We start from the raw sequence: 25,394 nt of genomic DNA, 5'->3' as shown, positions 1-25,394 counted from the left end.
GCGTTGGTCCGGATGCAGCCGATTCGGCCTCTCGCCCCAGATCTGGCAGAATTGACTGCTGGCTTCCGGTTCACGCTCGTTGCATCCCGCGCAGGCGACCCGGACCCTTCGATACCAAGGAGATCCCGCAGTGAAGAAGAACCTGCACCCGGAGTACGTCAACACCCTGGTGACGTGCACCTGCGGCGCTCAGTTCGAGACCCGCAGCACCAAGACCGACGGCGCCATCAACGTCGAGGTCTGCTCGCAGTGCCACCCGTTCTACACGGGCAAGCAGAAGATCCTGGACACCGGTGGTCGCGTGGCCCGCTTCCAGGAGCGTTACGGCAAGAAGGCCGACGCCAAGTAACTTTCCCGCCGCCGCCCCGCACCCGACCTGGGTGCGGGGCGGCGGTCTTTGTTCCCCCGTCTGGTCGTTCGCAAGGAGCGCGCACATGTTGGAATCCGCCGAACCGATCGTGGCCGAGTACGCCGACCTCGAACGGCAACTGGCCGACCCCGCGACCCTCGGTGACCAGAAGCTGTCCCGCAAGCTCAACAAGAGGTACGCCGCGCTGGCGCCGACCGTCGCCGCCTACCACGCGCTGAAGCAGGCCGGTGAGGATCTTGCCGCCGGTGAGGAACTGGCGGGGGAGGACGAGGGCTTCGCGGCCGAACTGCCCGCGCTGCGTGAGGCGGTCGAACTCGCTGAGGGCAAGTTGCGCACGTTGTTGTTGCCCCGCGACGAGGACGACGACCGGGACGTGATCCTCGAGGTCAAGGCGGGCGAGGGCGGCGAGGAGTCCGCGCTCTTCGCCGGCGACCTGGTCCGGATGTACCTGCGGTACGCCGAGAAACACCACTGGAAGGCCGACATCACCGACGCCACCGAGTCCGACCTCGGCGGCTACAAGGATGTCCGACTCCAGTTACGCGCCAAGGGAACTCCCGAGCCGGGCAGCGCACCGTGGGCGCGGCTGAAGTACGAAGGCGGCGTGCACCGGGTGCAGCGGGTCCCGGTCACCGAGAGCCAGGGCCGCATCCACACCTCCGCGGCCGGTGTGCTGGTGATGCCCGATCTGGACGAGGGTGACGACGAGGAGATCACCTTCGGGCCGAACGACCTGAAGATCGACGTCTACCGCTCCTCGGGCCCCGGCGGACAGAGCGTCAACACGACCGACTCCGCCGTGCGCATCACCCACCTGCCGACCGGTGTGGTCGTGTCCTGCCAGAACGAGAAGTCGCAGCTGCAGAACAAAGAGGCCGCATTGCGCGTCCTCAAGGCGCGACTGCGTCAGCAGCAGCAGGAGCAGCGTGACGCCGAGGCCAGTGCCGCGCGGCGCTCGCAGGTGCGCACCGTGGACCGTAGCGAGCGCATCCGCACCTACAACTTCCCCGAGAACCGGATCGCCGACCACCGCACCGGGTTCAAGTCCTACAACCTCGACGCGGTGCTCAACGGCGACCTGGACCCCGTCATCGACTCCGCGGTCACGATGGACGAAGCCGCTCGGATGGCGGCCGCGGGCCAGTGAGCGACGATCTGTTGCGGACGGTCACCGAGCGTCTGACGCAGGCCGGCGTGCCCTCGGCGTACGCCGATGGGTTGGCTCTGGTCGCGCACGTCTGGGGTCGCAGCCCCTCCGATGCCCGACGCGACCTGGTGCTGGGTCGTCGCCCGGATGAGCAACAACTGGTCGCGCTGGCGGAACTGGTCGACGAACGCACCCGGCGCGTCCCGCTGCAGCACCTCACCGGACGGGCACCCTTCCGGCATCTCGAACTGTCCGTCGGGCCGGGGGTCTTCATCCCGCGGCCGGAGACCGAGCTGCTGGTCGACCTGGTGCTCGCGGCAGCAGGGGAGCAGGCCACAGTCACCGATCTGTGCACCGGCTCCGGGGCGATTGCCCTGGCCATCAAGCAGGAGCGCCCGGATCTGCAGGTGGCGGCCATCGAGGTCGACGAACTCGCATTCGCCTGGGCACAGCGCAACGCGCAAACCCTCGGCCTCGACGTGAACCTCAGTCTTGGTGATGCCCGCACGGCCTTCCCGGCGCTTCTCGGCGAGGTCGACGTAGTCGTGAGCAACCCGCCGTACATCCCGGTCGGCATGGAGCCCATCGATCCCGAGGTGCGCGACCACGACCCGCAGGTAGCGCTCTACGGCGGCAGCGCCGACGGCCTGCGCATCCCGCTCGCGGTCGCTGCTCGCGCCGCGGATCTGTTGCGTGATGGGGGCGTCCTGATCATGGAGCACGCCGACAGCCAAGGGGACTCGCTGCCGGCCGCGCTGCGCGCCGACGGCCGGTGGCGCGACGTCACCGACGAGGTGGACCTCACCGGCCGCCCGCGCGCGGTCCGGGCCGTGCGTGTCGACCGATAGGATCGCGACCGTGAGTGAGATCTTCGACTGCTCCGACGCGGATCAGCGCTCCGAGGGTCTGACCGCAGCCCGCACCGCCATCGAGAACGGCGAATGCATCGTGCTGCCGACCGACACCGTCTACGGCATCGGCGCTGACGCGTTCAGCCCGGTCGCCGTGCAGACGCTGCTGTCGGCCAAGGGACGTGGCCGGGAGATGCCGCCGCCGGTCCTGATCCCCGGCCGCGAGACCGTTCCGGGTCTGGCGATGGACGTACCGTCGTACGCCAATCGGCTGATGGACGCCTTCTGGCCCGGCGGCCTGACCCTGATCTTCCGGGCCCAGCCGTCGCTGGCCTGGGACCTGGGGGAGACCAACGGCACGGTCGGCCTGCGGGTGCCTGACGATGAGATCGCCCGCGAGTTGTTGTCGCTGACCGGGCCGCTCGCGGTGAGTTCGGCGAACAAGACCGGCAGACCAGCAGCAACCACGATCACCGAGGCCGGCTTCGCCCTCGGTGGCTTCGTCGAGGTGTTCCTGGACGGCGGCACCCGCTCCGACACCGAGCCCTCGACCATCCTGGACTGCACCAAGGCCGACCCGGTCGTCCTGCGCGAAGGCTCGGTGAGTCTGGATTCGCTGCGCGAGATCCTCGGCCCGGTGGAACTCATCACCGGCCTGGGCGTCAGCGTCGACCCGGGCGATCCCGAGCCGATCGGCGACGAGTCGGCCGTGGCTCCCGGGGATGAGGAGCCGCATCCGGACCAAGCGCTGCCCGAACTGCCCGATGACGCAACTGTTCTCGATTCCGCCGATGCCCCTCCGGCCCCGGAGTCGATCGGTGAACATTGGAATTCCGAGGCCCCTTCCACCACAGACGACGCCACCACCGACCGACCCGAGGTGAACCCGTGAGCACTACCCCCTTCTACGGCTCCGACTACGAGGCCCTGGCTGCGTTCGACCCGGACATCGCCGGCGTCCTGCTCTCCGAGCTGGAGCGCCTGCGCGGCGGCCTGCAGTTGATCGCCAGCGAGAACATGTCCTCCCCGGCGGTGCTGACCGCCCTGGGTTCGACACTGTCCAACAAGTACGCCGAGGGCTACCCCGGCCGCCGCTACTACGGCGGTTGCTCCGAGGTCGACAAGGCCGAGAACCTCGCGATCCAGCGGTGCAAGGACCTGTTCGGTGCCGACCACGCCAACGTGCAACCGCACTCCGGCGCCAGCGCCAACCAGGCCGTCTACGGCGCCTTCATGGCACCGGGCGACACCATCCTCGCGATGGCGCTGCCGATGGGTGGCCACCTGACCCACGGCACGAAGGTGTCCTTCTCCGGCAAGTGGTTCAACGCCGTGCACTACGGCGTCGACAAGCAGACCGAGGACATCGACTACGACCAGGTCGCCGAGCTGGCGCGCGAGCATCAGCCCAAGGTGATCCTGGCCGGCGGGTCGGCGATCCCGCGGTTGATCGACTTCGAGTTCTTCCGCAACCTCGCCGACGAGATCGGCGCCATCTTCTGGGTCGACGCGGCCCACTTCATCGGTCTGGTCGCCGGCAAGGCGATCCCCTCGCCGGTCCCGTACGCCGACGTGGTCACCTTCACCACGCACAAGGTGCTGCGCGGTCCCCGCTCGGGTGCGCTGGTCTGCAAGGAGGAGCACGCCGCGAAGTTGGACAAGGCGGTCTTCCCGATGATGCAGGGTGGTCCGCAGATGCACACGATCGCCGCCAAGGCGGTCAACTTCAAGGAGTGCGCGACACCCGAGTACGCGGCGTACGTCAAGCAGGTCATCGTCAACTCCCAGGCGCTCGCGGCCGGCCTCGACGCGCACGGCATCCGCCCGACCACGGGCGGCACCGACACGCACCTGTCGCTGCACGACCTGCAGGCCGTCGGCGTCACCGGCGCCGACGCCGAGGCCCGCGCGGACGCGGCGGGAATCGTGTTGAACAAGAACGCGATTCCGTTCGACCCGGCCAAGCCGAACATCGCCTCCGGCATCCGGGTGGGTACGCCGAGTGTCACCACCCAGGGCATGGGACCTGAGCAGATGAAGACCATCGCCGACCTCATCGCCACGGCCGTCACCAAGGGCGACGCCGACCCCGACAATGCGGTCTCCAAGGAGGTCCGCGCGCAGGTGCACGAGTTGGTCGGGCAGTTCCCGGCGTACCCGCGCTAGTACCTCCTGTGCTGTCCTGATCTGTGCGCGAATACGTCCTTGTCGCCGTCATCGCCGGGGTGATCACCTTCGTGATCACCCCGGCGGTGCGTTGGCTGGCGATCCGGTTCGGCGCGTTCACGCCGGTGCGCGGGCGCGATGTGCACACCACCCCGGTCCCGCGCCTGGGCGGCGTCGGGATGCTGGTCGGCTTCGCGGCAGCGCTGGTGGTCGCCGATCATCTGCCCTACCTCTCACGGACGATCTCGGACAACTTCGGACCGCTGGTCGGTGTCCTGATCGCCGCGACGTTGATCACCGCGCTGGGTGCGGTGGACGACTTCCGCGAGCTCGACCCGATCACGAAGTTCGCGGGTCAGATGATCGCGGCGGGGGTGATGGCCTACGCCGGCGTGACGATGGTCAACATCCCGCTCGGCGGCCAGACGATCCTGCCGGCGCCCATCCTGGTGGCGATCACCATCCTCATCGTGATCGCCACCACGACCGCGGTGAACTTCGTCGACGGGTTGGATGGCCTGGCCGCAGGGATCGTCGCGATCGCCGGCATCACGTTCTTCCTGTGGACCTATTCGATCGCCTCCCGTGACGTCCCGGGCAGTGTCTTCTCCTCAGCCGCGTTCATCGCGGCGGCTCTGATCGGCATCTGCCTGGGCTTCCTGCCGCACAACTTCCATCCCGCGCGGCTGTTCATGGGTGATGCGGGGGCGTTGCTGCTGGGGCTGCTCTTGTCGGCCGCGACCATCTCGTTCACCGGCAACTTCGATCCGGCGGGTGCGACCGGGCAGTCCGCGACGTACGCCTCGTGGTTGCCCATCGCGTTACCGATGCTGGTCCTGGCGCTACCGATCATCGACGTGGTGTGGGCAGTCGTGCGCCGGCGGGGGAAATTCTGGACCGCCGACTCCAAACATCTGCACCACCGCATGCTGCAGATGGGCCACCCCCACCGCGAGGCAGTGCTCTTGCTCTACCTGTGGTCCGCCGCGGGCGCGCTGAGTATCCTGGCGCTGGCCTACCTGCCCGCAGTGGTCGCGCTGGTCCTGCTCGCAGTGCTGCTGGTGGCGTCCCTGGCACTGACCTGGGGACTGCCCAAGTGGAGGCGCACCCGGAGCTTGTGATAGTTTTCACAAGCGCTCGCGCGACGCCCGATATGACGCCCACGACCGGCCTGGAGAGAGTCAATGACCGACTCACGCGACACTGAGGTGGCCACACCCGTGCCGCTGGCCGAGTCCCCCTTCGCACCGCTGCTGCGGGCGGCATTCGTTCCGGCAGCCATCTGTGGCCTGATCACCGCCATCGTCTTGTGGATCGTCCGCGGTCCGGCCGGGGGACTTTCCGCTCTGTTCGGGGCGGTGCTTGCTCTCGCGTTCTTCGCCAGTGGCCTGTTGGTCCTGATGCGATTGCGCAACCTCGATCCCGCGCTGCTGATGGCCGCCGGCCTCGCCGTGTTCTTCGGCCAGGTACTGGTCCTCGGGCTGGTTCTGGCGGCCGCCGTGCAGATCAAGAGCCTCGACGGACCCGCTACCGCGATCGCGGTGGTCGTCGTGGTGATCGCGTGGCAGGTGTTCCAGATCATCGGATTTCGCCGGTCCCGGCAGCCGATCTACGACCCCGTGGTCTCCGACACCGTCGGAACCGACCCGAAGGGGTCGACGTGAGGTGCGCCTGCGAGCCGTCCCGTGGCCAAGAGGCAGCCGTGCGTCGGGTATTCTTCGCAGTGACTTCACCGGTATCCGGTACCTTCCCGCAACCTCGACGCAGTCACCCTGGGTCACGGCGGTGCGCGATGGGTAGGAGCACCCGATCCCAGGTTCGACCGTCAAACTGGATGTTGACTGAGGAGTTTGTGTGAGTTTGCTTGTGGCGCTTCCCGCCGACGAGTTCGTGTCGCCGGGTACTAGCGACTTCTGGTGGCCGCTGATTGGTGGCGACAGCAACTGGGCGCTGACCCGTCCGGCCGTCATGATGATTCTCTCGGTCGTGCTGATCATCGGCGTCTACATGATCGGCACCCGCAACCTGAAGATGGTGCCCAGCAAGGGCCAGTGGCTGCTGGAGTCGTCCTATGACTTCGTGCGCAACACGATCGCCAAGGACATCATCGGCACCAAGAACTTCAAGCCGTTCCTGCCGCTGCTGTTCAGCCTGTTCACCGTCATCCTGCTGAACAACTTCGCCGGCTTCATCCCGTTCATCCAGTACCCGACAACAGCCCGTATCGCCTTCCCGATCGTGCTGACGGCCATCGTCTACGTCGTATACCACGTGACTGCTATCCGGCATAAGGGTGGCTTCGGCAAGTACCTCGGCTCGTTGACCCCTGCTGGTCTGCCCGGCTGGCTGGTCCCGATCATGTGGGTCCTGGAGTTCCTGACCTACTTCTTCATCCGGCCGCTGACGCTGGCGCTGCGACTCTTCGGCAACATGATGGCCGGCCACCTGATGCTGCTGGTCTTCATCGTCGGTGGCGAGTACCTCCTGCTGCACATGGACAACTTCGCGATCAGGGGCGCCGGCATCTTGTCGATCGCGTTCGCCGTGCTGATGAGCTTCTTCGAGTTGCTGATCCAGTTCCTGCAGGCCTTCATCTTCGTGTTGCTGGCCGCGCTGTACATCGCCGACGCAACCTCCGACGGCCACTGAGTTTCCATCCCGCCAATGCACGACCCCTGGGGCGACCGCACCGGGGACCACACAGAAGGAAAGTAAGAAATGATGACTGGCTCCATCGCATTCCTCGGCTACGGTCTTGCCGCCATCGGCCCCGGCATCGGTATCGGCCTGATCTTCGCGGCCTACATCAACGGTGTCGCCCGCCAGCCGGAGACCCGCGGCATGCTGCAGACCATCGCCTTCACCGGCATGGCCCTCACCGAGGCCCTTGCCATCCTGGGTCTGGTGTTCGCGTTCGTCTTCAAGGGCTGACCCAGCCCCACTCGCGCAACCCATTCCCCTGCAAGAGATAAGGAAGCACCGTGACGGTCGCATCCCTCGCCACCTCTGAAGGCGCCGGCTGGCCGGAGCAGCTCCCGCTGCTGCCGCACCCGATGGAGCTTCTCGTCGGACTGATCTCCTTCGGGATCCTGTACTGGGCCTTCGCCAAGTACGTGGTGCCCCGCCTCGAGGAGCTCTACGACAAGCGTCGTGCCGCGATCGAGGGTGGCATCGAGCACGCCGCCCAGGCGCAGCACGAAGCCGAGGAAGCCAAGGCCAAGTACGAAGCCCAGCTGCACGACGCCCGCGCCGAGGCGGCCCAGATCCGCGAGCAGGCTCGCGGTCAGGGCGCGCAGATCGTCGAAGAGGCCCGGACCAAGGCCAACGAGGAGGGTGCTCGACTCATCGACTCCGCGCACAAGCAGATCGAGGCCGAACGCCAGCAGGCCAGCGTCCAGTTGCGTGGTGAGGTAGGGCGCCTGTCGACCGACCTCGCCGGCAAGATCGTCGGAGAGTCGCTGGAGGACGAGGCCCGTCAGCGCGGCATCGTGGAGCGCTTCCTGGCTGACCTGGAGTCGGGCGACGTCACCCCGACCTCGGTCGGGACCGAGGCGGGCTCCTGATGCTCGGATCCTCTCGTGAAGCACTGGTGGCGGGCCGCACGGTCCTTCGTCAGCAGCTGAGCGCGGGCGCTGACCCGACGGGTCTGGGTAATGAGCTGTTCGCGGTCACCAACCTGTTGGATGACTCGCACTCGCTGCGCCGGGCCCTGGCGGACCCGACCCGCGAGGAGACCGGCAAGCAGCAGCTTGCGGACGGTCTGCTGCGCGGCAAGGTAAGTGACGCGACAATCGCGGTCGTCAACTCTTTGGTCGGCTCGCGCTGGTCCACGGAGAACGACCTGGTCGACGGGGCCGAGCAGCTCGCCGTGGAGGCCCTGCTGGTGGGTGCCGACCGCGACGGTGCACTGGACCGCGTGGAGGACGAACTCTTCCGCGTCGAGCGGGTGGTGTCCGGTTCGCCGGACCTGCAGAACGCGCTGTCCGATCCGCAGCGCAGCGCAGCGGACAAGGCCGGACTGATGCGCGGTCTGCTGGAGGGTAAGACCGCCCCGCAGACGATCGAGCTGGTGTCCCAGGCCGTGTCGCACCCGCGAGGGCAGCGACTGGTCCGGGTGCTCACCGGCTACGGCACGATCGCTGCCCGGTTGCGTGAGCAGCTGACTGCGACGGTGACTTCGGCGTTCCCGCTGGATGAGGCGTTGCAACAGCGGGTATCCCAGGCGCTGGCGCAGATGTATGGCCGCCCCGTGCGCGTCGATCTAGTCGTGGATCCCTCCGTGGTCGGCGGGCTGCGGATCCAGGTCGGCGACGAGATCATCGACGGCACGATCCTGTCGCGCCTCTCGCAGGCGCAAAGGCTGCTGGCCGGCTAGCCGACGGAAGCGGTGGCCGGCTCACCGGCCACTGGCCCTTACCGGTCAGCCGGACACCCGGCGTACGACGAAGAAGACTCGAAGAAGACTTGCAGGACCGGCCCCCTGAGGCCGAGCCAGAAGGAGAAGACAATGACGGAGCTCTCGATCCGTCCGGATGAGATCCGCGACGCGCTGGCTGGATACGTCCAGTCGTTCGAGCCCGATGCCGCTGCCCGCGAAGAGGTCGGCCGTGTGGTCGACGCCGCGGACGGCATCGCGCACGTCGAGGGCCTGCCCTCGGCCATGACCAACGAACTGCTGCAGTTCGCGGACGGCACCCTGGGTATCGCCCTGAACCTCGATGTCCACGACATCGGTGTGGTCATCCTGGGTGAGTTCTCCGGCATCGAGGAGGACCAGGAAGTCAAGCGGACCGGCGAGGTGCTCTCGGTGCCGGTCGGCGACGCGTTCCTCGGCCGGGTCGTCAACCCGCTGGGCGAGCCGATCGACGGTCTGGGCGACATCGCCTCCGACACCCGTCGTGAGCTGGAGCTCCAGGCGCCCAACGTGGTGCAGCGCAAGTCGGTCCACGAGCCGCTGATGACCGGTATCAAGGCCATCGACTCGATGACCCCGATCGGCCGCGGTCAGCGTCAGCTGATCATCGGTGACCGCAAGACCGGCAAGACGACGATCGCCACCGACACGATCATCAACCAGAAGGCGAACTGGGAGTCGGGTGACCCGACCAAGCAGGTGCGCTGCATCTACGTCGCGATCGGTCAGAAGAACTCCACCGTCGCCGAGGTGCGCGGCACCCTCGAAGAGGCCGGTGCGCTGGAGTACACCACCATCGTCAACGCCCCCGCGGGCGACCCGGCGGGCTTCAAGTACCTCGCACCGTTCACCGGCTCGGCCATCGGCCAGCACTGGATGTACGAGGGCAAGCACGTCCTGATCGTCTTCGACGACCTGTCCAAGCAGGCCGAGGCCTACCGCGCCATGTCGTTGCTGCTGCGTCGTCCGCCGGGCCGCGAGGCCTACCCCGGTGACGTCTTCTACCTGCACTCCCGGTTGCTGGAGCGCTGCGCGAAGCTGTCCGATGACCTGGGCGCGGGTTCGATGACCGGTCTGCCGATCATCGAGACCAAGGCCGGTGACGTCTCGGCGTACATCCCGACCAACGTCATCTCCATCACCGACGGTCAGATCTTCTTGCAGTCCGACCTGTTCAACTCCAACCAGCGTCCGGCCGTCGACGTCGGTATCTCGGTCTCCCGTGTGGGTGGCGCCGCGATGACCAAGGCCATGAAGGCCGTCACCGGTTCGATCAAGGTCGAGTTGGCGCAGTTCCGCGAGATGCAGGCCTTCGCCATGTTCGCCTCGGACCTGGACGCCGCCTCCCGGCGCCAGCTGGCCCGTGGTGAGCGCCTGATGACGCTGTTCCGTCAGCCGCAGAACAGCCCGTACGCCCTGGAAGACCAGGTCGCGGCGCTGTGGGCCGGCACCACCGGCAAGTTGGACGACGTCAAGGTCGAGGACATCCAGCGCTTTGAGCGGGAGTTCCTGGACTACCTGCACGCCGAGGCCAAGCCGACGATGGACGCGATCCGCGAGACCACCAAGCTCGACGACGACGGCAAGTCGGCCTTCGAGTCGGCGATGACCGAGTTCAAGAAGCAGTTCCAGCCCAGCGAGGACGGCGGCGGCGAGGGCTCGGAGCAGCACGACGAGATCACGCAGGACCAGATCGACCAGGCCAAAATTGTCAAGCACTGACCGTCAACCGTCGATGACGATTGACCACCCCGCCGATAAGGGAAGGAGTCTCTGATGGCCGGACAGCAACGGGTCTACCGTCAGCGGATCCGCTCGGTGCAGGCGACCAAGAAGATCACCCGCGCCATGGAGTTGATCGCTGCCAGCCGGGTCGTCAAGGCACGGCAGCGGGTCACCGAGTCCACGCCGTACGCGCTGGCTCTGACCCGGGCCTGCTCGGCGGTGGCCACGCACTCCAACGAGGTCCACCCGCTGACCACCGAACGCGAGAACCCCAAGCGCGCGGCGGTGCTGATCGTCACCAGCGACCGCGGGTTGGCTGGTGCCTACTCGGTCAACGCGGTGAAGAAGAGCGCCGAGCTGATCGAGCGACTGACCAACGAGGGCAAGGAAGTGCTGCCCTACCTGGTCGGTCGCAAGGGCGTCAGCTACTACCGGTTCCGTCGTCGTGAATACGTCCAGGAATGGACGGGATTCACCGACTCGCCGCCGTTCGAGGTCGCTCGCGAGATCGGCGAGGTCCTGACCGACCAGTTCGTGAAGGGCTCGGACGACGGTGGCGTCGATGAGGTGCACATCGTCTACACCCGGTTCGTCAACATGGTCAACCAGGAGCCGCAGGTCGTGCGCCTGCTGCCTCTGGAGGTCGTGGACGCCGACGACCTGGGGGAGGACGAGCAGCACCACGTCCCGGACGGACCGCTGCCGCTCTACGACTTCGAGCCGAGCACCGGAGAGGTCCTGGACGCGCTGCTGCCGCGGTACGTCACGGCCCGTATCTACAACGCGTTGCTGCAGTCGGCGGCCTCCGAGCTGGCGGCCCGCCAGCGCGCGATGAAGTCGGCGACCGACAACGCCGAGGATCTGATCAAGACCTACACGCGCCTCGCCAACCAGGCGCGCCAGGCGGAGATCACCCAGGAGATCAGCGAGATCGTTGGCGGCGCCAGCGCCCTCGCGGATGCCAGCTGAGCCCACGACACGCAGCACGAAACAACGAAGGAATCGCAACAGATGACCACCATTGAGAGCACGGAGCAGACCGCTCCGACCGCTGGCGGCGTGGGCCGGATCGCCCGCGTCATCGGCCCGGTCGTGGACGTGGAGTTCCCGGCGGACCAGATCCCGGAGATCTACAACCTGCTGACCCTCGAGGTCGACCTGGCCGGTCAGGGCGAGGGCGAGGACACCAAGCACGTCAACCTCGAGGTCAGCCAGCACATCGGCGACAACATGGTGCGCGCCGTGTCCCTGCAGCCGACCGACGGCATCGTCCGCGGTCAGGCCGTCCAGGACACCGGTGGCCCGATCACCGTCCCGGTCGGCGACGTCACCCTCGGCAGGGTCTTCAACACCACCGGTGACTGCCTGAACCTGGAGCCGGGGGAGACCCTGGAGGTCAAGGAGCGCTGGGGTATCCACCGCAAGTCGCCCGCCTTCGACACGCTGGAGTCCAAGACCCAGATGTTCGAGACGGGTATCAAGGTCATCGACCTGCTGACCCCGTACGTGCAGGGTGGCAAGATCGGCCTCTTCGGTGGTGCCGGTGTGGGCAAGACGGTGCTGATCCAGGAAATGATCGCCCGTGTGGCCCGCGACCACGGTGGTGTGTCGGTGTTCGCCGGTGTCGGTGAGCGCACCCGTGAGGGCAACGACCTGATGGTCGAAATGGACGAGGCGGGCGTGCTGGGTCAGACCGCACTGGTCTTCGGCCAGATGGACGAGCCGCCGGGCACCCGTCTGCGCGTGGCCCTGTCCGCGCTGACCATGGCGGAGTACTTCCGCGATGTGCAGAACCAGGACGTGCTGCTGTTCATCGACAACATCTTCCGTTTCACCCAGGCCGGTTCGGAGGTGTCGACCCTGCTGGGCCGCATGCCCTCCGCGGTGGGTTACCAGCCGACGCTGGCCGACGAGATGGGTGTGTTGCAGGAGCGCATCACCTCCACCCGTGGTCACTCGATCACCTCGATGCAGGCGATCTACGTGCCGGCCGACGACTACACCGACCCGGCGCCGGCGACTACGTTCGCCCACCTGGACGCGACCACCGAGCTTTCGCGTGACATCGCCTCGATGGGTATCTACCCCGCGGTGGACCCGCTGACCTCGACCAGCCGCATCCTGGACCCGCGCTACATCTCGGCGGACCACTACAACACCGCCGTCCGGATCAAGTCGATCCTGCAGCGCAACAAGGAACTGCAGGACATCATCGCGATCCTGGGTATCGACGAGTTGTCCGAAGAGGACAAGGTGCTGGTCAACCGGGCCCGCCGGATCCAGCGCTTCCTGTCCCAGAACACCTACGTGGCCAAGCAGTTCACCGGCATCGAAGGTTCGACGGTTCCGCTGTCGGAGACGATCGAGGCCTTCACCAAGATCGCCGACGGCGAGTACGACCACGTGGCCGAGCAGGCGTTCTTCATGTGCGGTGGCCTCGACGACGTCGAGAAGGCCTGGGAGCGCATCCAGAAGGAAGGCTGACATCCCAGCTTCACCTCGCTTCATCCCGGCGGCTCCTCACCTCACGGTGGGGAGCCGCTGGCTTGCCCGGTAGATTCGCGGTCGTGACCGACACGCCGGAGAGTGCCGAGGACTTCTACGCCCGCGTCGAGGCTTCCCTGGACAGCGAGCGACGACTGCGGGTGGCGATCGAGGAGATGCCCGGCTGGGACATCTTCCCGTTCGAGACCGACTCGCTGCGGATCAAACCGCTGCAGCCGCTGGCCGAGGCAGAGCCGGCACGCCGCGGTGAGGACCCGGCCGACTGCTGGTGTGCTTCGCCCCTGGACGTCTCTGATCCGGGGCTGGTCTGGTACTCCGAGCGGTGGAAACTCTCCCTGGCTCTTGAGGGCAGCGGGCTGCCGATCATGGTGTGGCTCAGTCCGTTGCAGCACATGGACCTCAGCACCATGCAACCTGCGTGGGCGGCCGAGTTCGGCGTCCTGACTGCCGCTATCAGTCAGCAGATCGAGGCCCTACCGTCGGTGGGGCGCGCCCAGATTGCCAAGTACGGCGATGGCGGAGCCCACCTGCATCTGCTGCTCATGGGGCGCCCGGCCCGGATGCTGCAACTGCGGGGATCACCGCTGCTGGACTGGGAGGAGAACCTGCCGCGGGTGCCGGAAGCGGTGCTGCGGGCCAACGTCCGGCCGATGGTGGAGTCGCTCGTCGAGGAGTACGGCGGGACGGGTCGCCTGGGCTGACGGTGGGCGCTATTGGACGTCGGCGCGGGAGGCCAGGACGAAGCAGGCGGCCAGCGTCATCACGAAGCCGATCACCGCGACCACCACGAAGCCGGAACGGAATTCATCGCCCAGCACCAGGAGGCCGACACCGGCCGGGATGATCGTCTCCACCGCCGAGCAGATCGCGGCAACGGTCGTCGCGCGGCCGCGGTCGAGGGCGAAACCGTAGGCCACCAGTGCTACGGCGCCGGCGGCCAGGATCGCCCACAGCGCCGGCGAAGCGATCGTGCTCCACCACGGGTCACGCACTCCCAGCACCCGGGCAGCCAGCGCTACGACACCGAAGCCCAGACCGGAGGTGGTGGCCAGGACGATGCAGGAGCGGGAGTGGGACCGGTCCAGCAGGCCGATCGCCAGCAGTAGACCCAGCGCGATCCCACAGCCGAGCAGGGTCCACTCGAACGTGCTGGACACCTTGCGTGCTTCGCCCTCTGCGGCGCTCACCGCGAGCAGGATGAGTCCGACGGCAATGGCACCGATAGCGGCAATCTCGTTGCGGGACAGCCGGATTCCCAGGGCAGGAACCGCCAGAGCAGCTGTCACTGCCACGGCCGATGCGACGAACGCCTGCACCAGGAAGAGCGGCAACTGCTGCAGGGCGACGATCGAGGCGAGGAAACCGATGCCGTCGACGATCAGACCCACTGCGTAGAGCCAGCCCGCCCGGGCGCGCTGCACCCAGGTGACGTCCGACGGCAAGGCGGACAATCGGCGTACGGCGAGGGCTTGCAGGACCGTCGCCGAACCGTAGGCGAGCGCGCAGATAACGCAGGCCAGCAGCGACAGCCCGGTACTTAACGCGGCAGACTCCTGGCGATCTCGCGGGCGCGCACGGCGAGCGTGTCGTCCAGCGGGCGCGGCGTGAAGGAGCCGAATCGGCGGGTGGCCGCGGTGGCGATCAGATGGTCGGCGATCGCGGGGTTCTTGGGCAGCAGTGAACCGTGCAGGTAGGAGCCGATCACCTCGCGGGAGCGCGCGCCCTCGGTCTGGTCCTTCTCGTTGTTGCCCGCACCGGCGACGACGGTGCCAAGAGGTTGCACCTCGGGACCGAGAAACGTTTGGCCCGAATGGTTTTCGTAACCGATGATGTCGCCGAACTGCTCCGAGCGGGTCACCACGTTGCCGATCAGCCGGGTCTCACCGGCGTGCGTTTCCAGGTCCAGGACGCCGATGCCCTTGATCGTGTGCCCGTCCTGGGTGCGGAAGAAGTGACCGAAGAGTTGGTACAGGCCGCAGATGACCAGCATGGGTACGCCGTCCGCGGCCAGGTCGCGCAACTGACCCCCGATGCCCAGCAGGTCGTCCTGGATGACGTCCTGCCCGCTGTCCTGCCCGCCACCGCCGACGATCAGGTCGACGTCGGTGGGGAAGGGATCGCCCTCGTTGTAGCTGAGCAACTCGACCGCCAGGCCATGCTCCTCCGCGCGGCGGGCGAGCACCAGGGTGTTGCCCCAGTCGCCGTAGATGTTCATGGCTCGGGGATAGAGCTGCAGGATCCGCAACGTCATGACACTCGCGCCTCCACGTACGCCCGCTCACCCAGCAGATCCCGGATCTGCAGCATCGCCGTGTAGGTCACGAAGATCCGCTTGCGGCCCTGCGGATGTGCGGCCAGGAACGCGTCCAGAGCCGGGCCGCGTTCTTCCTCGACGGACTCGAATCCGACCTGGTCGTAATGCAATCGCAGCGCCATGTCCCAGCAGCGGTGACCGCTGACCATGGCCACCCCGCCCTCGCGGAGCCGCTCGAACCCCACGTCCCACAGCCAGCTGACGTCGCGGCCGTCGGCGTAGTCATCGTTGATCACGATCATCGTGGCGACATCTGCCGGGTCGAAGGAGGCCAGGCTGAGCCGGAAGCCGGCGGGGTTCTTGACCAGGACGAGTTCGACCGGTTGACCGTCGACCATGATCGTCTCGCCGCGCCCGAAGGCCGGTTTGACGGCGGCCAGCGCACGCAGCAGGGCGGGGGTGTCGAGCCGGTCGCCGACGACGGCCCGGGTCAACGCGATCGCCGCCGCTGCGTTGAGGTAGTTGTGCACGCCCTCCAACTGCAACTGCACGGTGTGCGCCTGGCCAGCGAATCCGAAGACGGCCGTGTGGTCCTCGATGCTGACCAGCCGCGTGTCGTCGGCGTTGATCGGCGGACCGGTGGGTGCCGTGGGGACGTCCTCGGCGGTGTCGGAGTAGAGCGCGTCGTCGCTGGGGAAGAGGCGGTGCAGGCCCGGGTCGGTGTCGAAGGTGCGGACCGAGGCGGTCAGGTCGGCGGTGAATGCAGGTACGCCGATGCGCGGGTCATCGCCGTTGACCACCACTGTGTCCTGGGTCGCGACCGCGATCTTGTGCAGCAGCCGGGCGGTGTGGTCGATCTCGCCGAACCGGTCCAGTTGGTCGCGCATCACGTTCAGCAGTAAGCAGTACCGCGGCGGGACCGAGGCGATGAACGAGATCGCATGCGCTTCGTCCAACTCCAGGACCGCGATGTCGGCAGCCAGGCGGCCGCGCAGGTCGACCTCGCCGAGCAGGGAGGCGACGACGCCCCGGGAGAAGTTGCTGCCGGTGCGGTTGGTGAAGACCCGAAGGCCCTGGCTCTGCAGGAGTTCGACGACGATCTTGGTGGTCGTGGTCTTGCCGTTGGTCCCGCTGACCACCACCACGCCGTACGGCAGATCACCAAGGGTGGCGCGCAGGAAGCCTGGATCGATGCGTTCGGCGACCAGGCCGGGGGCGGCCGAACCGCCGCCGCGGCGCATGGTGGCCCAACGGGCCGCCTTGCCGACGCTGATGGCGAGGGCGTGGCGCATGCCTTGAATCCTAAATGGTTACGGAGAGTCCTCTTCGTATTTGGAGATCAGGTGCACCGGCGTCGGCCGCCGCACCGAGCGGCGCTTGGCGACGTTGCGGGCGTAGATGAGGTTCAGCGATTCGACGCCGATGGCGAACGCGATCGGGCCGTAGATCAGCGGCTTGCTGATGTGGTAGTCAAAGCCCTCGGCGATCAGCGTGGTGCCGATCAGCACCAGGAAGGCCAGCGCCAGCATCTTGACCGTGGGGTGGGCGTTGACGAAGTCGCTGATCCGTCCGGCGATGAGCATCATCAGACCGATCGACAAAATCACGGCGGCGATCATGATGGCCAGCTCATCGACCATGCCCACTGCGGTGATGACCGAGTCGAGCGAGAAGACGGCGTCGATCAGCAGGATCTGGATGATGACCTTGCCGAAGGTCGAGGTGACCCCTGAATCGGCAGACTCCTCGTCGAACTCGCCCTCAAGTTTGTGGTGGATCTCACTGACCGCCTTGTAGACCAGGAAGAGACCACCGGCGATCAGGATCAGGTCCCGGCCACTGAATTCGAAGCGGCCGTCACCCGGGGACCAGATCGGATCGGTGAGGCCCACGATCCAGGACGCGAAGAACAGCAGGATGATCCGCATGATCATCGCCAGCGACAACCCGACGATGCGGGCACGTTGCCGTTGGCTCTCCGGGAGCCGGTTAGTAAGGATCGAGATGAAGACGACGTTGTCGATGCCGAGCACCAACTCGAGGGCGAATAGGGTCGCGAAGGCCAGCCATGCTTCTGGGCTTGTCAGCAAGTCCATGATGTCTGCCTAACGTCCGTACAGGCGTGTCGGTTCCGCCTCTGACCTGCCGGTAGACTGGCAGTCACATCGATGCGAGGAGTACCCCGTGAGTATGAAGGTCGAAGTCGTCGCCGCGGATCGCGAGGTCTGGAAGGGCGAAGCGACCCAGATTTCGGCCCGCACCACCGAAGGTGAAGTGGGCATCCTGTCCGGTCACGCGCCGCTGCTGGCCGTGTTGGTCGACGGTGAGGTCCGTATCGACCCCGTCGAGGGTGAGCGCGCCACGATCCACATCGACGGTGGCTTCCTGTCGGTCGACTCCAACGTGGTGACCCTGGTCGCCGAAGAGGTCGACGCCGAGTCGTTGACCCAGCGCGCTGCCGCACCGTCCGCGTAGCTCTGGCGCGTGACACACGACCTGCTGATCTCGGCTGAGATCGCGGTCGGGCTTGTCGTTCTGGTCGTCCTGGCGACGATCGCCTACTTCCTGTTACGCCGACGGATCATCGGCCGGGGAAACCCGCTGATGCTGGTGTATCTGAAGAACAGCACGCGAGCCCGCACCGGCTTCCTGGCGGTGGCACCCGATGAGGTGCAGTGGTTCCCGTTCCTGTCGCTGCGCTTGCGCCCGCGCTACCGCTGGCGGCGCGGCGATGTCACCCTGGGCGCTCCGGAGGCGGTCACCGGGCAACGGTTCAGCACGCTGGCCGAGCCGATGGGCGTGGACTGCTCCGTTGGGTTGGCGACCTACCGGCTGGTGCTGTCCGCATCGGACTACACCGCGTTGCGCTCCTGGTCCGAGTCCGCACCGCCCGGGCTCAACGCCAACGTCGCCTGAGCGGCGTCACGGCTGGGTTTTGCGGCCACCACCCGGCTGCCACAGCACGTCACCGCCGGCGTCGAGGTTGGCCACCCGCGCGGCCTGGAACAGCAGGTCCGAGAGCCGGTTGAGGTAGCGGGCGGTCAACGGATTGACCCCGCCCGGGTCACCGGGCTGGTCACCGTAGGTCTCCAGCGCCAGCCATGCCGCTCGCTCGGCCCGGCGCGCGATCGTGCGGGCCAGATGCAGGTACGCCGAGCCAGGACTGCCGCCGGGCAGGATGAACGACCGCAGCGTCTCGACCTGTTCGCCCAACCGGTCGCAATCGGCCTCCAGGTCATCGATCCAGGGCTGCTCCACGCGCAACGGGGGGTACTTCGGGTCGGCCACGATCGGCGTACACAGATCGGCTCCCACGTCGAACAGTTCGTTCTGCACGCGCAGCAGGATCGGGCGCAACTGCTCGGGCAGGTCACCGGCGGCCAGGGCCACGCCGAGGGCGCTGTTGGTCTCGTCGGTGTCGGCGTACGCCAGCAGGCGCGGGTCGTTCTTACTGGTGCGGCTCATATCGCCGAGGGCGGTCTGCCCGTCGTCGCCGGTGCGGGTGTAGATGCGGCTCAGGATGACCATGCTCTGATCCTGCCACCGGCGCGCCTACCCCTCGGCAGCCGCCCGGTGTGGCTCAATGCTGGGACCCGGAATACCCCCGACCCGCTGGTCATGTATCTGGCAGACCCCGCCGGACTCCTTGGCCCATGACCCTTCCACAGCCAACCCCCTGCGGTGACACAGTCGCCGGGCAGTGGATAGGAACCCCACCCAACATGTGCTTGCCGGAGGTGTGAAATGCCCGCTCGGAACCGTCGCGCGGCCGATGCCGGTTTCAGCGGCTGGTGGCAGGCGCAGGTCGACGAGGTCGTGCCTGGCGTGGAGATGATGATTCGCGGCCCACTCAACGTGCACACCGTCGGCGAGATCCGCACCGCACTGGTTCGATCGATCGATGGCGGCATGGGCGATTTCCTGCTGCATCTGGGCCTGGCGGACATCGGCGACGCCACCGGTCTGGGGGTGCTCGTCGGTGCGCATCACCGCGCCGAACGGTGCGGTCGCCGGTTGGTGTTGACCGCCGTTTCGCCGCGGATCGACCGGTTGCTTCGAGGATCACGGTTGGATCGGGTACTCACCCGTAGTGCCTAATCCCGCTGTCATGATGTCGCAATGACAGCGACGTCACCGCCCATCCCCACGTTTCCCGACGGCTTCCTGTTCGGTGCCGCGACCGCCAGCTACCAGATCGAGGGTGCGGCTCGCGAGGATGGCCGGGGTGCGTCGATCTGGGACACCTATTCGCACACGCCGGGCAAGGTGCTCGGCGGTGACACTGGCGACGTCGCTGACGACCACTACCACCGGATGCCGGATGACGTCGCGCTGATGAAACGCCTTGGGTTGCAGTCCTACCGGTTCTCCGTCGCCTGGCCGCGGGTGGTACCGGCCGGGTCCGGCGCGGTGAATCCCGCTGGGGTGGACTTCTATTCGCGGTTGGTGGACGAACTACTCGGAGCCGGGATCACGCCGATCGCCACGCTCTACCACTGGGACCTGCCGCAGCCGTTGCAGGATGCCGGCGGCTGGCCCGCTCGCGACACGGCCTACCGCTTCGCTGAATACGCCGGGCAGCTGGCCGAAGCGCTCGGTGACCGGATCGCGATCTGGACGACGCTCAACGAACCCTGGTGCGCGGCGTACCTGGGCTATTCGGCAGGAGTCCACGCGCCGGGGCACACCGACCAGGCGCAGGCGCTGGCCGCCGTCCACCACCTGAATCTGGCCCATGGCCTGGGACTGCAGGCGATTCGCGCCGTGCTGCCTTCGGCCAAGGGTTCGGTGACGCACAACCTGCACGTGATCCGGCCCGCCGATCCGGACGATCCGCGGGACGTCGACGTGGTGCGGCGGATGCGCAACCTGGGCAACGAGGCGTTCCTCGGGCCGCAGTTGCTGGGCGCGTACCCGGCGGACCTGATCGCGGACACCTCCTCGATCACTGACTGGTCCTTTGTCCGCGACGGTGACCTGGCGCAGATCCGCCAGCCGATCGACGTACTCGGAATCAATTACTACACAACGTCATTGGCGCGTTACTGGGACGGCACGACGCCACGCGCGATGGACGACGGGCACGGGGACACCGACGCCACGGCGTGGCCGGGCGAGCAGGACTTCGAGGTGCTCCACGTCGACGGCGAGCACACCGCGATGGGCTGGCTGGTCGAGCCGGCCGGGCTGACCGAGTTGCTCACGGAGGTGAGCGCACGCTTCCCGGACGTGCCGCTGATGGTGACCGAGAACGGTGCGGCGTACGACGATCGCGTGGCTGCCGACGGGAGCGTCCCGGATGGCGACCGGGCGGCGTACGTCGCTGCTCACCTGCAAGCCGTTGCCGATGCGATCGCGGCGGGGGCCGACGTGCGCGGCTACCAACTGTGGTCGCTGATGGACAACTTCGAGTGGGCCTACGGGTACAGCAAGCGGTTCGGGATCATCCGGGTCGACTACGACACGTTGGAGCGCACGATCAAGGACTCCGGTCACTATTACGCGTCGGTGATTGCGGCGCATCTTGCTCGCTCCGAGCAGCGCGTCGACCAGCGCTCAGAACAGGCGTGACTCGGAGTCGTCGATGCCCTTGAGCGCGTCGTAATCCAAGGTGACACAACGGATCCCACGGTCCTGCGCCAACGTGCGGGCCTGCGGTTTGATCTGCTGGGCGGCGAAGATCCCGGTGACCGGGGCGAGCGAGGTGTCGCGGTTGAGCAGTTCCAGGTAACGGGTCAGCTGCTCGACCCCGTCGATGTCGCCGCGACGTTTGATCTCCACCGCGACGGTGCGACCGTCGGCGTCGCGGCACATGATGTCGACCGGGCCGATGGCGGTGAGGTACTCGCGACGGATCAGGGAGTAGCCCTCGCCCAGGGTGTGGATGTGCTCGGCGAGCAGGGCCTGCAACTGCGCCTCCACCCCGTCCTTGATCAAGCCGGGGTCGACACCCAAGGAGTGCTCACTGTCGTGCAGCACCTGGTGCAGTCGCACCCGCAACTGGTCCTCGCTCTTGGCGTGCTGGACGACCCAGACACCCGTGACACCCTCCTCGGCCTCCTCCTGGCTGGGGGCGACCTCCGTGAGGGTGCACGGCGGGGACATCCAGTTCAGCGGTTTGTAGGAGCCCCCGTCGCTGTGCACCAGCACCGAACCGTCGGCTTTGACCACCAGCAACCGGGTCGCCAGTGGCAGATGGGCGGTCAACCGGCCCAGATAGTCGACGCTGCACTCGGCGATCACGATCCGCACGGCCGCCAGCGTATCCGGCCGGTTGGCGGCCCGGCGCCCGGCTCTGGGACACTTTCGCCATGGTGGCAAGCAGCGGACGGCGCAATGGGTCGAGTCGGATCGGGACGGTCGGTGTCGTCGGTCTGGGCACGATGGGTGCCGGCATCGTGGAGGTCTTCGCGAAGGCCGGGTTGACCGTCGTCGGAGTCGACGGAACGCCCGAGCTGGCCGAGCGCGGTAAAGGATTCCTCACCAAGTCGACCGGCAAGGCCGTTGCCCGGGGCCGGCTTTCCGAGGCGGACGAGACGGCGCTGCTGGGGCGGGTCACCTGGAGCTCATCCTTGACGGATCTGGCCGACGTGGATCTGGTGGTCGAAGCGATCCCGGAGCGGCTGGAGTTCAAGACCGATCTGTTCACCTCACTGGACGACATCGTGCGTCCCGACACGATCCTGGCCTCCAACACCTCCAGCCTCTCGCTGACCACGATCGCGGCTGCGACCAAACACCCCGAGCGGGTCATCGGGATGCACTTCTTCAACCCTGCGCCGGTGCTGGCTCTCGTGGAGGTCATCAGCACGCTGTTCACGGACAGCAAGTTGGTGCGCGAGGTGCGCGACCTGGCTACCCGGCTGGGCAAGAAGCCGGTGGTGGTGGGCGACCGTGCCGGCTTCGTTGCGAACGCCCTGCTGATCACCTACTTGGCCCGGGCGATCCGCCTCTACGAGACCGGCACGGTGTCGCGGGAGGACCTGGACAACGCGATGCGGGTGGGTGCCGGATTCCCGATGGGACCGCTGACCCTGTCGGACCTGATCGGTCTCGACGTGGTCAAGGAAGTGTGCGACGTGTTGTACGACGCCACCAAGGATCCCTCGGCCGCGCCGCCGGCGTTGTTGCAGCAGATGGTCACCGCCGGGCGACTGGGCCGCAAGACCGGGCAGGGTTTCTACGATTACGCCGACTCCACCGAGCAGGGCGGTAGCGGCCGGGCACCCGCGGTCGACATCGTCGCGCTGCTCGGGACCGGTGAGGCGCTGGCCCAGCTCGGCGACACCCTCGAGGCCGGCGGGCTGAAGGTCGTGCACGCTGCCGCATCCTCGGCCGGGCTCTCGGAGGCGCAGATCGTCTTCGTCGGCACCGACGCCGGTTGTGCCACCGGCGAGTGCGCGGCGGGTGCCTGTGAGTGCGACCAGATGGGCCCGGCCCAGGAGGCCGTCTCGGCGGGGCTGGCGAAGCTCGGACCCAGCGCGATCCTGGCTCCGGCGGACGGCCTGGCGGAATGGGCGATCGGGACGCCCGACGAACACGCCCGGGCCGTCGTACCAGTGCGGTTGCACGAGCCCACCAAGGGCGGTCAGGTGCTGGAGATCGGCACCGGCCTGGACAGCGGCGCTCGCGAGGTCGCGGCCGTGCGCGTCGCGGCCGTGCGCGCCGGTCTGGTCCCGGTGGTCGGTCGGGCCCGCTCCGGTCTCTTGGTCGACGCGCTGCTCTACCCGCACCTCAACGACGCGGTGGCGATGCTGGACTCCGGCTACGCCAGCGCCGAGGACATCGACACGGCGATGACGGCCGGGTGCGGATATCCCGAGGGGCCGTTCGCGATGATCGACCGCCTGGGTGCCGAGCAGGTCACCGAGGGTCTGGCCGTGATGGCCTCCACCATCGGCGGCGCGGAACCGTCGCCGCTGCTGGTCGAGCACGCGGTGCGCGGCCGGAAGTTCCTGGGCTGAGGCCGCTGTGCCCCGGCGGAAGCCGCCCCGGCGGCCGCCCACCCGGCCCCTGACCGAGGTGCTGGGCGGCGGGACCTCCAGTGCGTCGTACGCCGGGCAGGTCTGGACGGTGCGCACCCTGCGGGGCAACGCGACGGGCAAGAGCTACACCTGCCCGGGGTGCCAGCAGCAGGTGTCGGCGGCGCAGGCGCACGTGGTGGTCTGGCCCGCGGAGGGGCTGGGCGACGTCACCGACCGGCGGCACTGGCATTCGCCGTGCTGGGCGGCGCGCGATCGTCGCCCGCCGCGTGGATCCTGGCGCTAGCTTTTCGGCGGCGCTAGTTGGTCGGGGGCTCGACCAACTCGACCAGCACTCCGCCGGCGTCCTTGGGGTGCACGAAGTTGATCCGGGAGCCGTACGTGCCCGGGCGCGGCTCGTCGTACAACAGTCGTAAGCCCTTGTCCCGCAGCGCTTTCGAGACGTCGTCGACGTTCTTGACCCGGTAGGCGACCTGCTGGACCCCGGGGCCGGAGCGATCGAGGAACTTGGCGATGGAGGACTCCGGCGTGAGGGGCGCGAGCAGTTGCAACTGGGTGCCGCCGGGGGTCACCTCGACCATGGCCTCGCGCACGCCCTGGCCGTCATTGGTCTCCTCGTGCACCACGCGCATCCCGAGCGTCTCGGTGTAGAAGGTGATCGCCTCGTCCAGGTCGGGGACGGCGATACCGACGTGGTCGACGGCTTCGAAAAGCGGGTCCATACCCCAACACTAGACTTGTGAGCATGGCCACTGTTGTTGATCCGGATCGTCAGCCCGTCCTCGTTGCGGGAGCCCGTACGCCGATGGGCAAGTTGCTCGGCTCCCTCGCCGGATTCTCGGCGACCGACCTGGGTGGTTTCGCCATCGCGGGTGCGCTGTCGCGGGCGGGGATCACGGGCGACCAGGTGGATTACGTGATCATGGGCCAGGTGCTGCCCGCCGGGGACGGGCAGATCCCGGCCCGCCAGGCGGCGGTCAAGGGCGGGATCCCGATGACCGTGCCCGCGCTGACCATCAACAAGGTGTGTCTGTCGGGGCTGGACGCGATCGCGCTGGCCGCCCAGTTGATCCGGGCGGGGGAGTTCGACGTCGTGGTCGCCGGCGGCCAGGAGTCGATGACCAACGCGCCGCATCTGCTGGTCGGTAGCCGTAAGGGCTACAAGTACGGCGACGTGACGATGAAGGACCACATGGACCTGGACGGTCTGTGGGACGCGTTCACCGATCAGCCGATGGGGGCGCTGACCGAGCAGGCGAACACGGGGGAGTTCTCCTACAGCCGCGAGGAGCAGGACGCGTTCGGCGCGCGGTCGCACCAGTTGGCGGCGCGAGCGTGGAAGGACGGCCTGTTCGCCGACGAGGTCGTGCCGGTGTCGATCCCGCAGCGTCGCGGCGAACCGGTCGTTTTTTCGGCGGATGAGGGGATCCGCGCTGACACGACCACTGAGTCGCTGTCCGGGCTGCGTCCGGCGTTCTCCAAGGACGGGACGATCACGGCGGGTACGGCGTCGCCCATCTCCGACGGCGCGGCAGCGGTGGTGGTGACCTCCTTGGGTAAGGCGCGGTCGCTGGGGCTGCCGGTGCTGGCCGAGATCGGCGCGCACGGTGTCGTGGCCGGGCCGGACTCCTCGCTGCAGCTGCAGCCGGCCAACGCGATCCGCGCCGCCTGCGCGAAGGAGGGCATCTCGGTCTCCGACGTGTCGCTGTTCGAACTGAACGAGGCGTTCGCGCTCGTGGGGCTGGCTTCCACTGCGTCCCTTGGGGTTTCGCCCGACATCGTCAACGTCAACGGCGGCGCGATCGCCGTCGGTCACCCGATCGGGATGTCCGGCGCGCGCCTGGTGCTGCACCTGGCGCTGGAGTTGCAGCGACGTGGCGGTGGTGTCGGTGCCGCCGCGCTGTGCGGTGGCGGTGGACAGGGCGACGCACTCATCGTGCGGGTGCCTTCGGCGTCGTGATCGGCGCCGGCTCCCGACGT

Annotated in this window: 29 protein-coding genes; 22 read left to right on the top strand and 7 right to left on the bottom strand. The window is 67.6% G+C overall.

Annotation, left to right across the window (positions count from 1 at the left end; genetic code table 11):
- The first annotated feature begins 130 nt into the window (after positions 1-130).
- The 15 genes from rpmE (at position 131) to AZH51_RS00365 (ending at position 13,879) form a co-directional block, all read left to right on the top strand.
- Positions 131-349 (top strand): 50S ribosomal protein L31, encoded by a 219-nt coding sequence (rpmE, locus tag AZH51_RS00435; RefSeq protein ID WP_109684005.1) that lies wholly within the window; start codon positions 131-133, stop codon positions 347-349.
- 85 nt (positions 350-434) lie between these two features.
- A complete protein-coding gene (gene prfA, locus AZH51_RS00430; protein WP_291520254.1) occupies positions 435-1,517 on the top strand; it encodes a peptide chain release factor 1 in 1,083 nt (360 codons plus the stop codon).
- On the top strand, positions 1,514-2,365 hold the full coding sequence (prmC, locus tag AZH51_RS00425) for a peptide chain release factor N(5)-glutamine methyltransferase (protein WP_291520253.1): 852 nt from the start codon (positions 1,514-1,516) through the stop codon (positions 2,363-2,365). Before prfA ends, prmC begins: the two co-directional genes overlap by 4 nt.
- Positions 2,366-2,375: 10 nt before the next feature.
- Positions 2,376-3,260: an L-threonylcarbamoyladenylate synthase gene (locus AZH51_RS00420; protein WP_291520252.1), complete on the top strand. Its 885-nt coding sequence runs from the start codon at positions 2,376-2,378 to the stop codon at positions 3,258-3,260.
- Positions 3,257-4,534, top strand: a complete 1,278-nt coding sequence (glyA, locus tag AZH51_RS00415) for a serine hydroxymethyltransferase (protein ID WP_291520251.1) — start codon at positions 3,257-3,259, stop codon at positions 4,532-4,534. The genes AZH51_RS00420 and glyA overlap by 4 nt, the downstream gene beginning before the upstream one ends.
- A 23-nt stretch (positions 4,535-4,557) precedes the next feature.
- Complete coding sequence (locus tag AZH51_RS00410; protein WP_291520250.1) at positions 4,558-5,655, top strand: MraY family glycosyltransferase; 1,098 nt, start codon at positions 4,558-4,560, stop codon at positions 5,653-5,655.
- 63 nt (positions 5,656-5,718) lie between these two features.
- Positions 5,719-6,198 (top strand): hypothetical protein, encoded by a 480-nt coding sequence (locus AZH51_RS00405; RefSeq protein ID WP_291520249.1) that lies wholly within the window; start codon positions 5,719-5,721, stop codon positions 6,196-6,198.
- A 190-nt stretch (positions 6,199-6,388) separates the two neighbouring features.
- Entirely contained in the window at positions 6,389-7,183 is a 795-nt protein-coding gene (gene atpB / locus AZH51_RS00400) for a F0F1 ATP synthase subunit A (protein WP_291520248.1), read from the top strand.
- Between the two features lie 72 nt (positions 7,184-7,255).
- On the top strand, positions 7,256-7,465 hold the full coding sequence (atpE, locus tag AZH51_RS00395; protein WP_109684011.1) for an ATP synthase F0 subunit C: 210 nt from the start codon (positions 7,256-7,258) through the stop codon (positions 7,463-7,465).
- Between the two features lie 50 nt (positions 7,466-7,515).
- Positions 7,516-8,097: a F0F1 ATP synthase subunit B gene (locus AZH51_RS00390; RefSeq protein ID WP_291520247.1), complete on the top strand. Its 582-nt coding sequence runs from the start codon at positions 7,516-7,518 to the stop codon at positions 8,095-8,097.
- Complete coding sequence (locus AZH51_RS00385) at positions 8,097-8,909, top strand: F0F1 ATP synthase subunit delta (RefSeq protein WP_291520246.1); 813 nt, start codon at positions 8,097-8,099, stop codon at positions 8,907-8,909. The genes AZH51_RS00390 and AZH51_RS00385 overlap by 1 nt, the downstream gene beginning before the upstream one ends.
- A 132-nt stretch (positions 8,910-9,041) precedes the next feature.
- Positions 9,042-10,670 (top strand): F0F1 ATP synthase subunit alpha, encoded by a 1,629-nt coding sequence (atpA, locus tag AZH51_RS00380; RefSeq protein ID WP_291520245.1) that lies wholly within the window; start codon positions 9,042-9,044, stop codon positions 10,668-10,670.
- A gap of 54 nt (positions 10,671-10,724) precedes the next feature.
- Positions 10,725-11,642: a F0F1 ATP synthase subunit gamma gene (locus AZH51_RS00375; protein ID WP_291520244.1), complete on the top strand. Its 918-nt coding sequence runs from the start codon at positions 10,725-10,727 to the stop codon at positions 11,640-11,642.
- A 42-nt stretch (positions 11,643-11,684) separates the two neighbouring features.
- A complete protein-coding gene (gene atpD, locus AZH51_RS00370) occupies positions 11,685-13,157 on the top strand; it encodes a F0F1 ATP synthase subunit beta (protein WP_291520243.1) in 1,473 nt (490 codons plus the stop codon).
- 83 nt (positions 13,158-13,240) lie between these two features.
- Positions 13,241-13,879 (top strand): hypothetical protein, encoded by a 639-nt coding sequence (locus tag AZH51_RS00365; protein ID WP_291520242.1) that lies wholly within the window; start codon positions 13,241-13,243, stop codon positions 13,877-13,879.
- A gap of 9 nt (positions 13,880-13,888) precedes the next feature.
- Here AZH51_RS00365 and AZH51_RS00360 read toward each other — a convergent pair whose 3' ends face one another.
- From AZH51_RS00360 to AZH51_RS00345, 4 genes are all read right to left on the bottom strand, one after another.
- Positions 13,889-14,629 carry a hypothetical protein gene (locus AZH51_RS00360; protein ID WP_291520241.1) on the bottom strand — a complete coding sequence of 247 codons (741 nt, stop codon included), beginning with the start codon at positions 14,627-14,629 and terminating at the stop codon, positions 13,889-13,891.
- An 86-nt stretch (positions 14,630-14,715) separates the two neighbouring features.
- Positions 14,716-15,429 carry a glutamine amidotransferase gene (locus AZH51_RS00355; RefSeq protein WP_291520240.1) on the bottom strand — a complete coding sequence of 238 codons (714 nt, stop codon included), beginning with the start codon at positions 15,427-15,429 and terminating at the stop codon, positions 14,716-14,718.
- On the bottom strand, positions 15,426-16,724 hold the full coding sequence (locus tag AZH51_RS00350) for a Mur ligase family protein (protein ID WP_291520239.1): 1,299 nt from the start codon (positions 16,722-16,724) through the stop codon (positions 15,426-15,428). The genes AZH51_RS00355 and AZH51_RS00350 overlap by 4 nt, the downstream gene beginning before the upstream one ends.
- Before the next feature lie 18 nt (positions 16,725-16,742).
- Positions 16,743-17,528: a TerC family protein gene (locus AZH51_RS00345; RefSeq protein ID WP_291520238.1), complete on the bottom strand. Its 786-nt coding sequence runs from the start codon at positions 17,526-17,528 to the stop codon at positions 16,743-16,745.
- A gap of 94 nt (positions 17,529-17,622) precedes the next feature.
- On the opposite strand from AZH51_RS00345, the gene AZH51_RS00340 reads away from it, so the two are divergent.
- Entirely contained in the window at positions 17,623-17,907 is a 285-nt protein-coding gene (locus tag AZH51_RS00340; protein ID WP_291521277.1) for a F0F1 ATP synthase subunit epsilon, read from the top strand.
- A gap of 9 nt (positions 17,908-17,916) precedes the next feature.
- Positions 17,917-18,348, top strand: coding sequence for a DUF2550 family protein (locus AZH51_RS00335; RefSeq protein ID WP_291520237.1), 432 nt, complete (start codon positions 17,917-17,919; stop codon positions 18,346-18,348).
- Positions 18,349-18,354: 6 nt separating this feature from the next.
- Here AZH51_RS00335 and AZH51_RS00330 read toward each other — a convergent pair whose 3' ends face one another.
- Entirely contained in the window at positions 18,355-18,960 is a 606-nt protein-coding gene (locus AZH51_RS00330) for a cob(I)yrinic acid a,c-diamide adenosyltransferase (protein ID WP_291520236.1), read from the bottom strand.
- A 216-nt stretch (positions 18,961-19,176) separates the two neighbouring features.
- Here AZH51_RS00330 and AZH51_RS00325 point away from each other — a divergent pair, with 216 nt between their 5' ends.
- On the top strand, positions 19,177-19,530 hold the full coding sequence (locus tag AZH51_RS00325; RefSeq protein ID WP_291520235.1) for an STAS domain-containing protein: 354 nt from the start codon (positions 19,177-19,179) through the stop codon (positions 19,528-19,530).
- A 21-nt stretch (positions 19,531-19,551) separates the two neighbouring features.
- Entirely contained in the window at positions 19,552-21,003 is a 1,452-nt protein-coding gene (locus AZH51_RS00320) for a GH1 family beta-glucosidase (RefSeq protein ID WP_291520234.1), read from the top strand.
- Here AZH51_RS00320 and nucS read toward each other — a convergent pair.
- Positions 20,989-21,684: an endonuclease NucS gene (nucS, locus tag AZH51_RS00315; RefSeq protein WP_291520233.1), complete on the bottom strand. Its 696-nt coding sequence runs from the start codon at positions 21,682-21,684 to the stop codon at positions 20,989-20,991. The genes AZH51_RS00320 and nucS overlap by 15 nt on opposite strands.
- Positions 21,685-21,743: 59 nt before the next feature.
- On the opposite strand from nucS, the gene AZH51_RS00310 reads away from it, so the two are divergent.
- A complete protein-coding gene (locus AZH51_RS00310) occupies positions 21,744-23,396 on the top strand; it encodes a 3-hydroxybutyryl-CoA dehydrogenase (protein WP_291520232.1) in 1,653 nt (550 codons plus the stop codon).
- Positions 23,397-23,403: 7 nt separating this feature from the next.
- Positions 23,404-23,700 carry a hypothetical protein gene (locus tag AZH51_RS00305; protein WP_291520231.1) on the top strand — a complete coding sequence of 99 codons (297 nt, stop codon included), beginning with the start codon at positions 23,404-23,406 and terminating at the stop codon, positions 23,698-23,700.
- Positions 23,701-23,713: 13 nt separating this feature from the next.
- Here AZH51_RS00305 and mce read toward each other — a convergent pair whose 3' ends face one another.
- Positions 23,714-24,136, bottom strand: a complete 423-nt coding sequence (gene mce / locus AZH51_RS00300; RefSeq protein ID WP_291520230.1) for a methylmalonyl-CoA epimerase — start codon at positions 24,134-24,136, stop codon at positions 23,714-23,716.
- Between the two features lie 23 nt (positions 24,137-24,159).
- Here mce and AZH51_RS00295 point away from each other — a divergent pair, with 23 nt between their 5' ends.
- Positions 24,160-25,374 carry an acetyl-CoA C-acetyltransferase gene (locus tag AZH51_RS00295; protein WP_291520229.1) on the top strand — a complete coding sequence of 405 codons (1,215 nt, stop codon included), beginning with the start codon at positions 24,160-24,162 and terminating at the stop codon, positions 25,372-25,374.
- Positions 25,375-25,394 lie beyond the last annotated feature (20 nt).

Origin of the sequence: Branchiibius sp. NY16-3462-2 (genome assembly GCF_001594145.1) — a bacterium.
Classification (GTDB): domain Bacteria; phylum Actinomycetota; class Actinomycetes; order Actinomycetales; family Dermatophilaceae; genus Branchiibius.
Note: the sequence above shows the minus strand (reverse complement) of the source record. Positions and strands in the feature narration are given on the sequence as shown.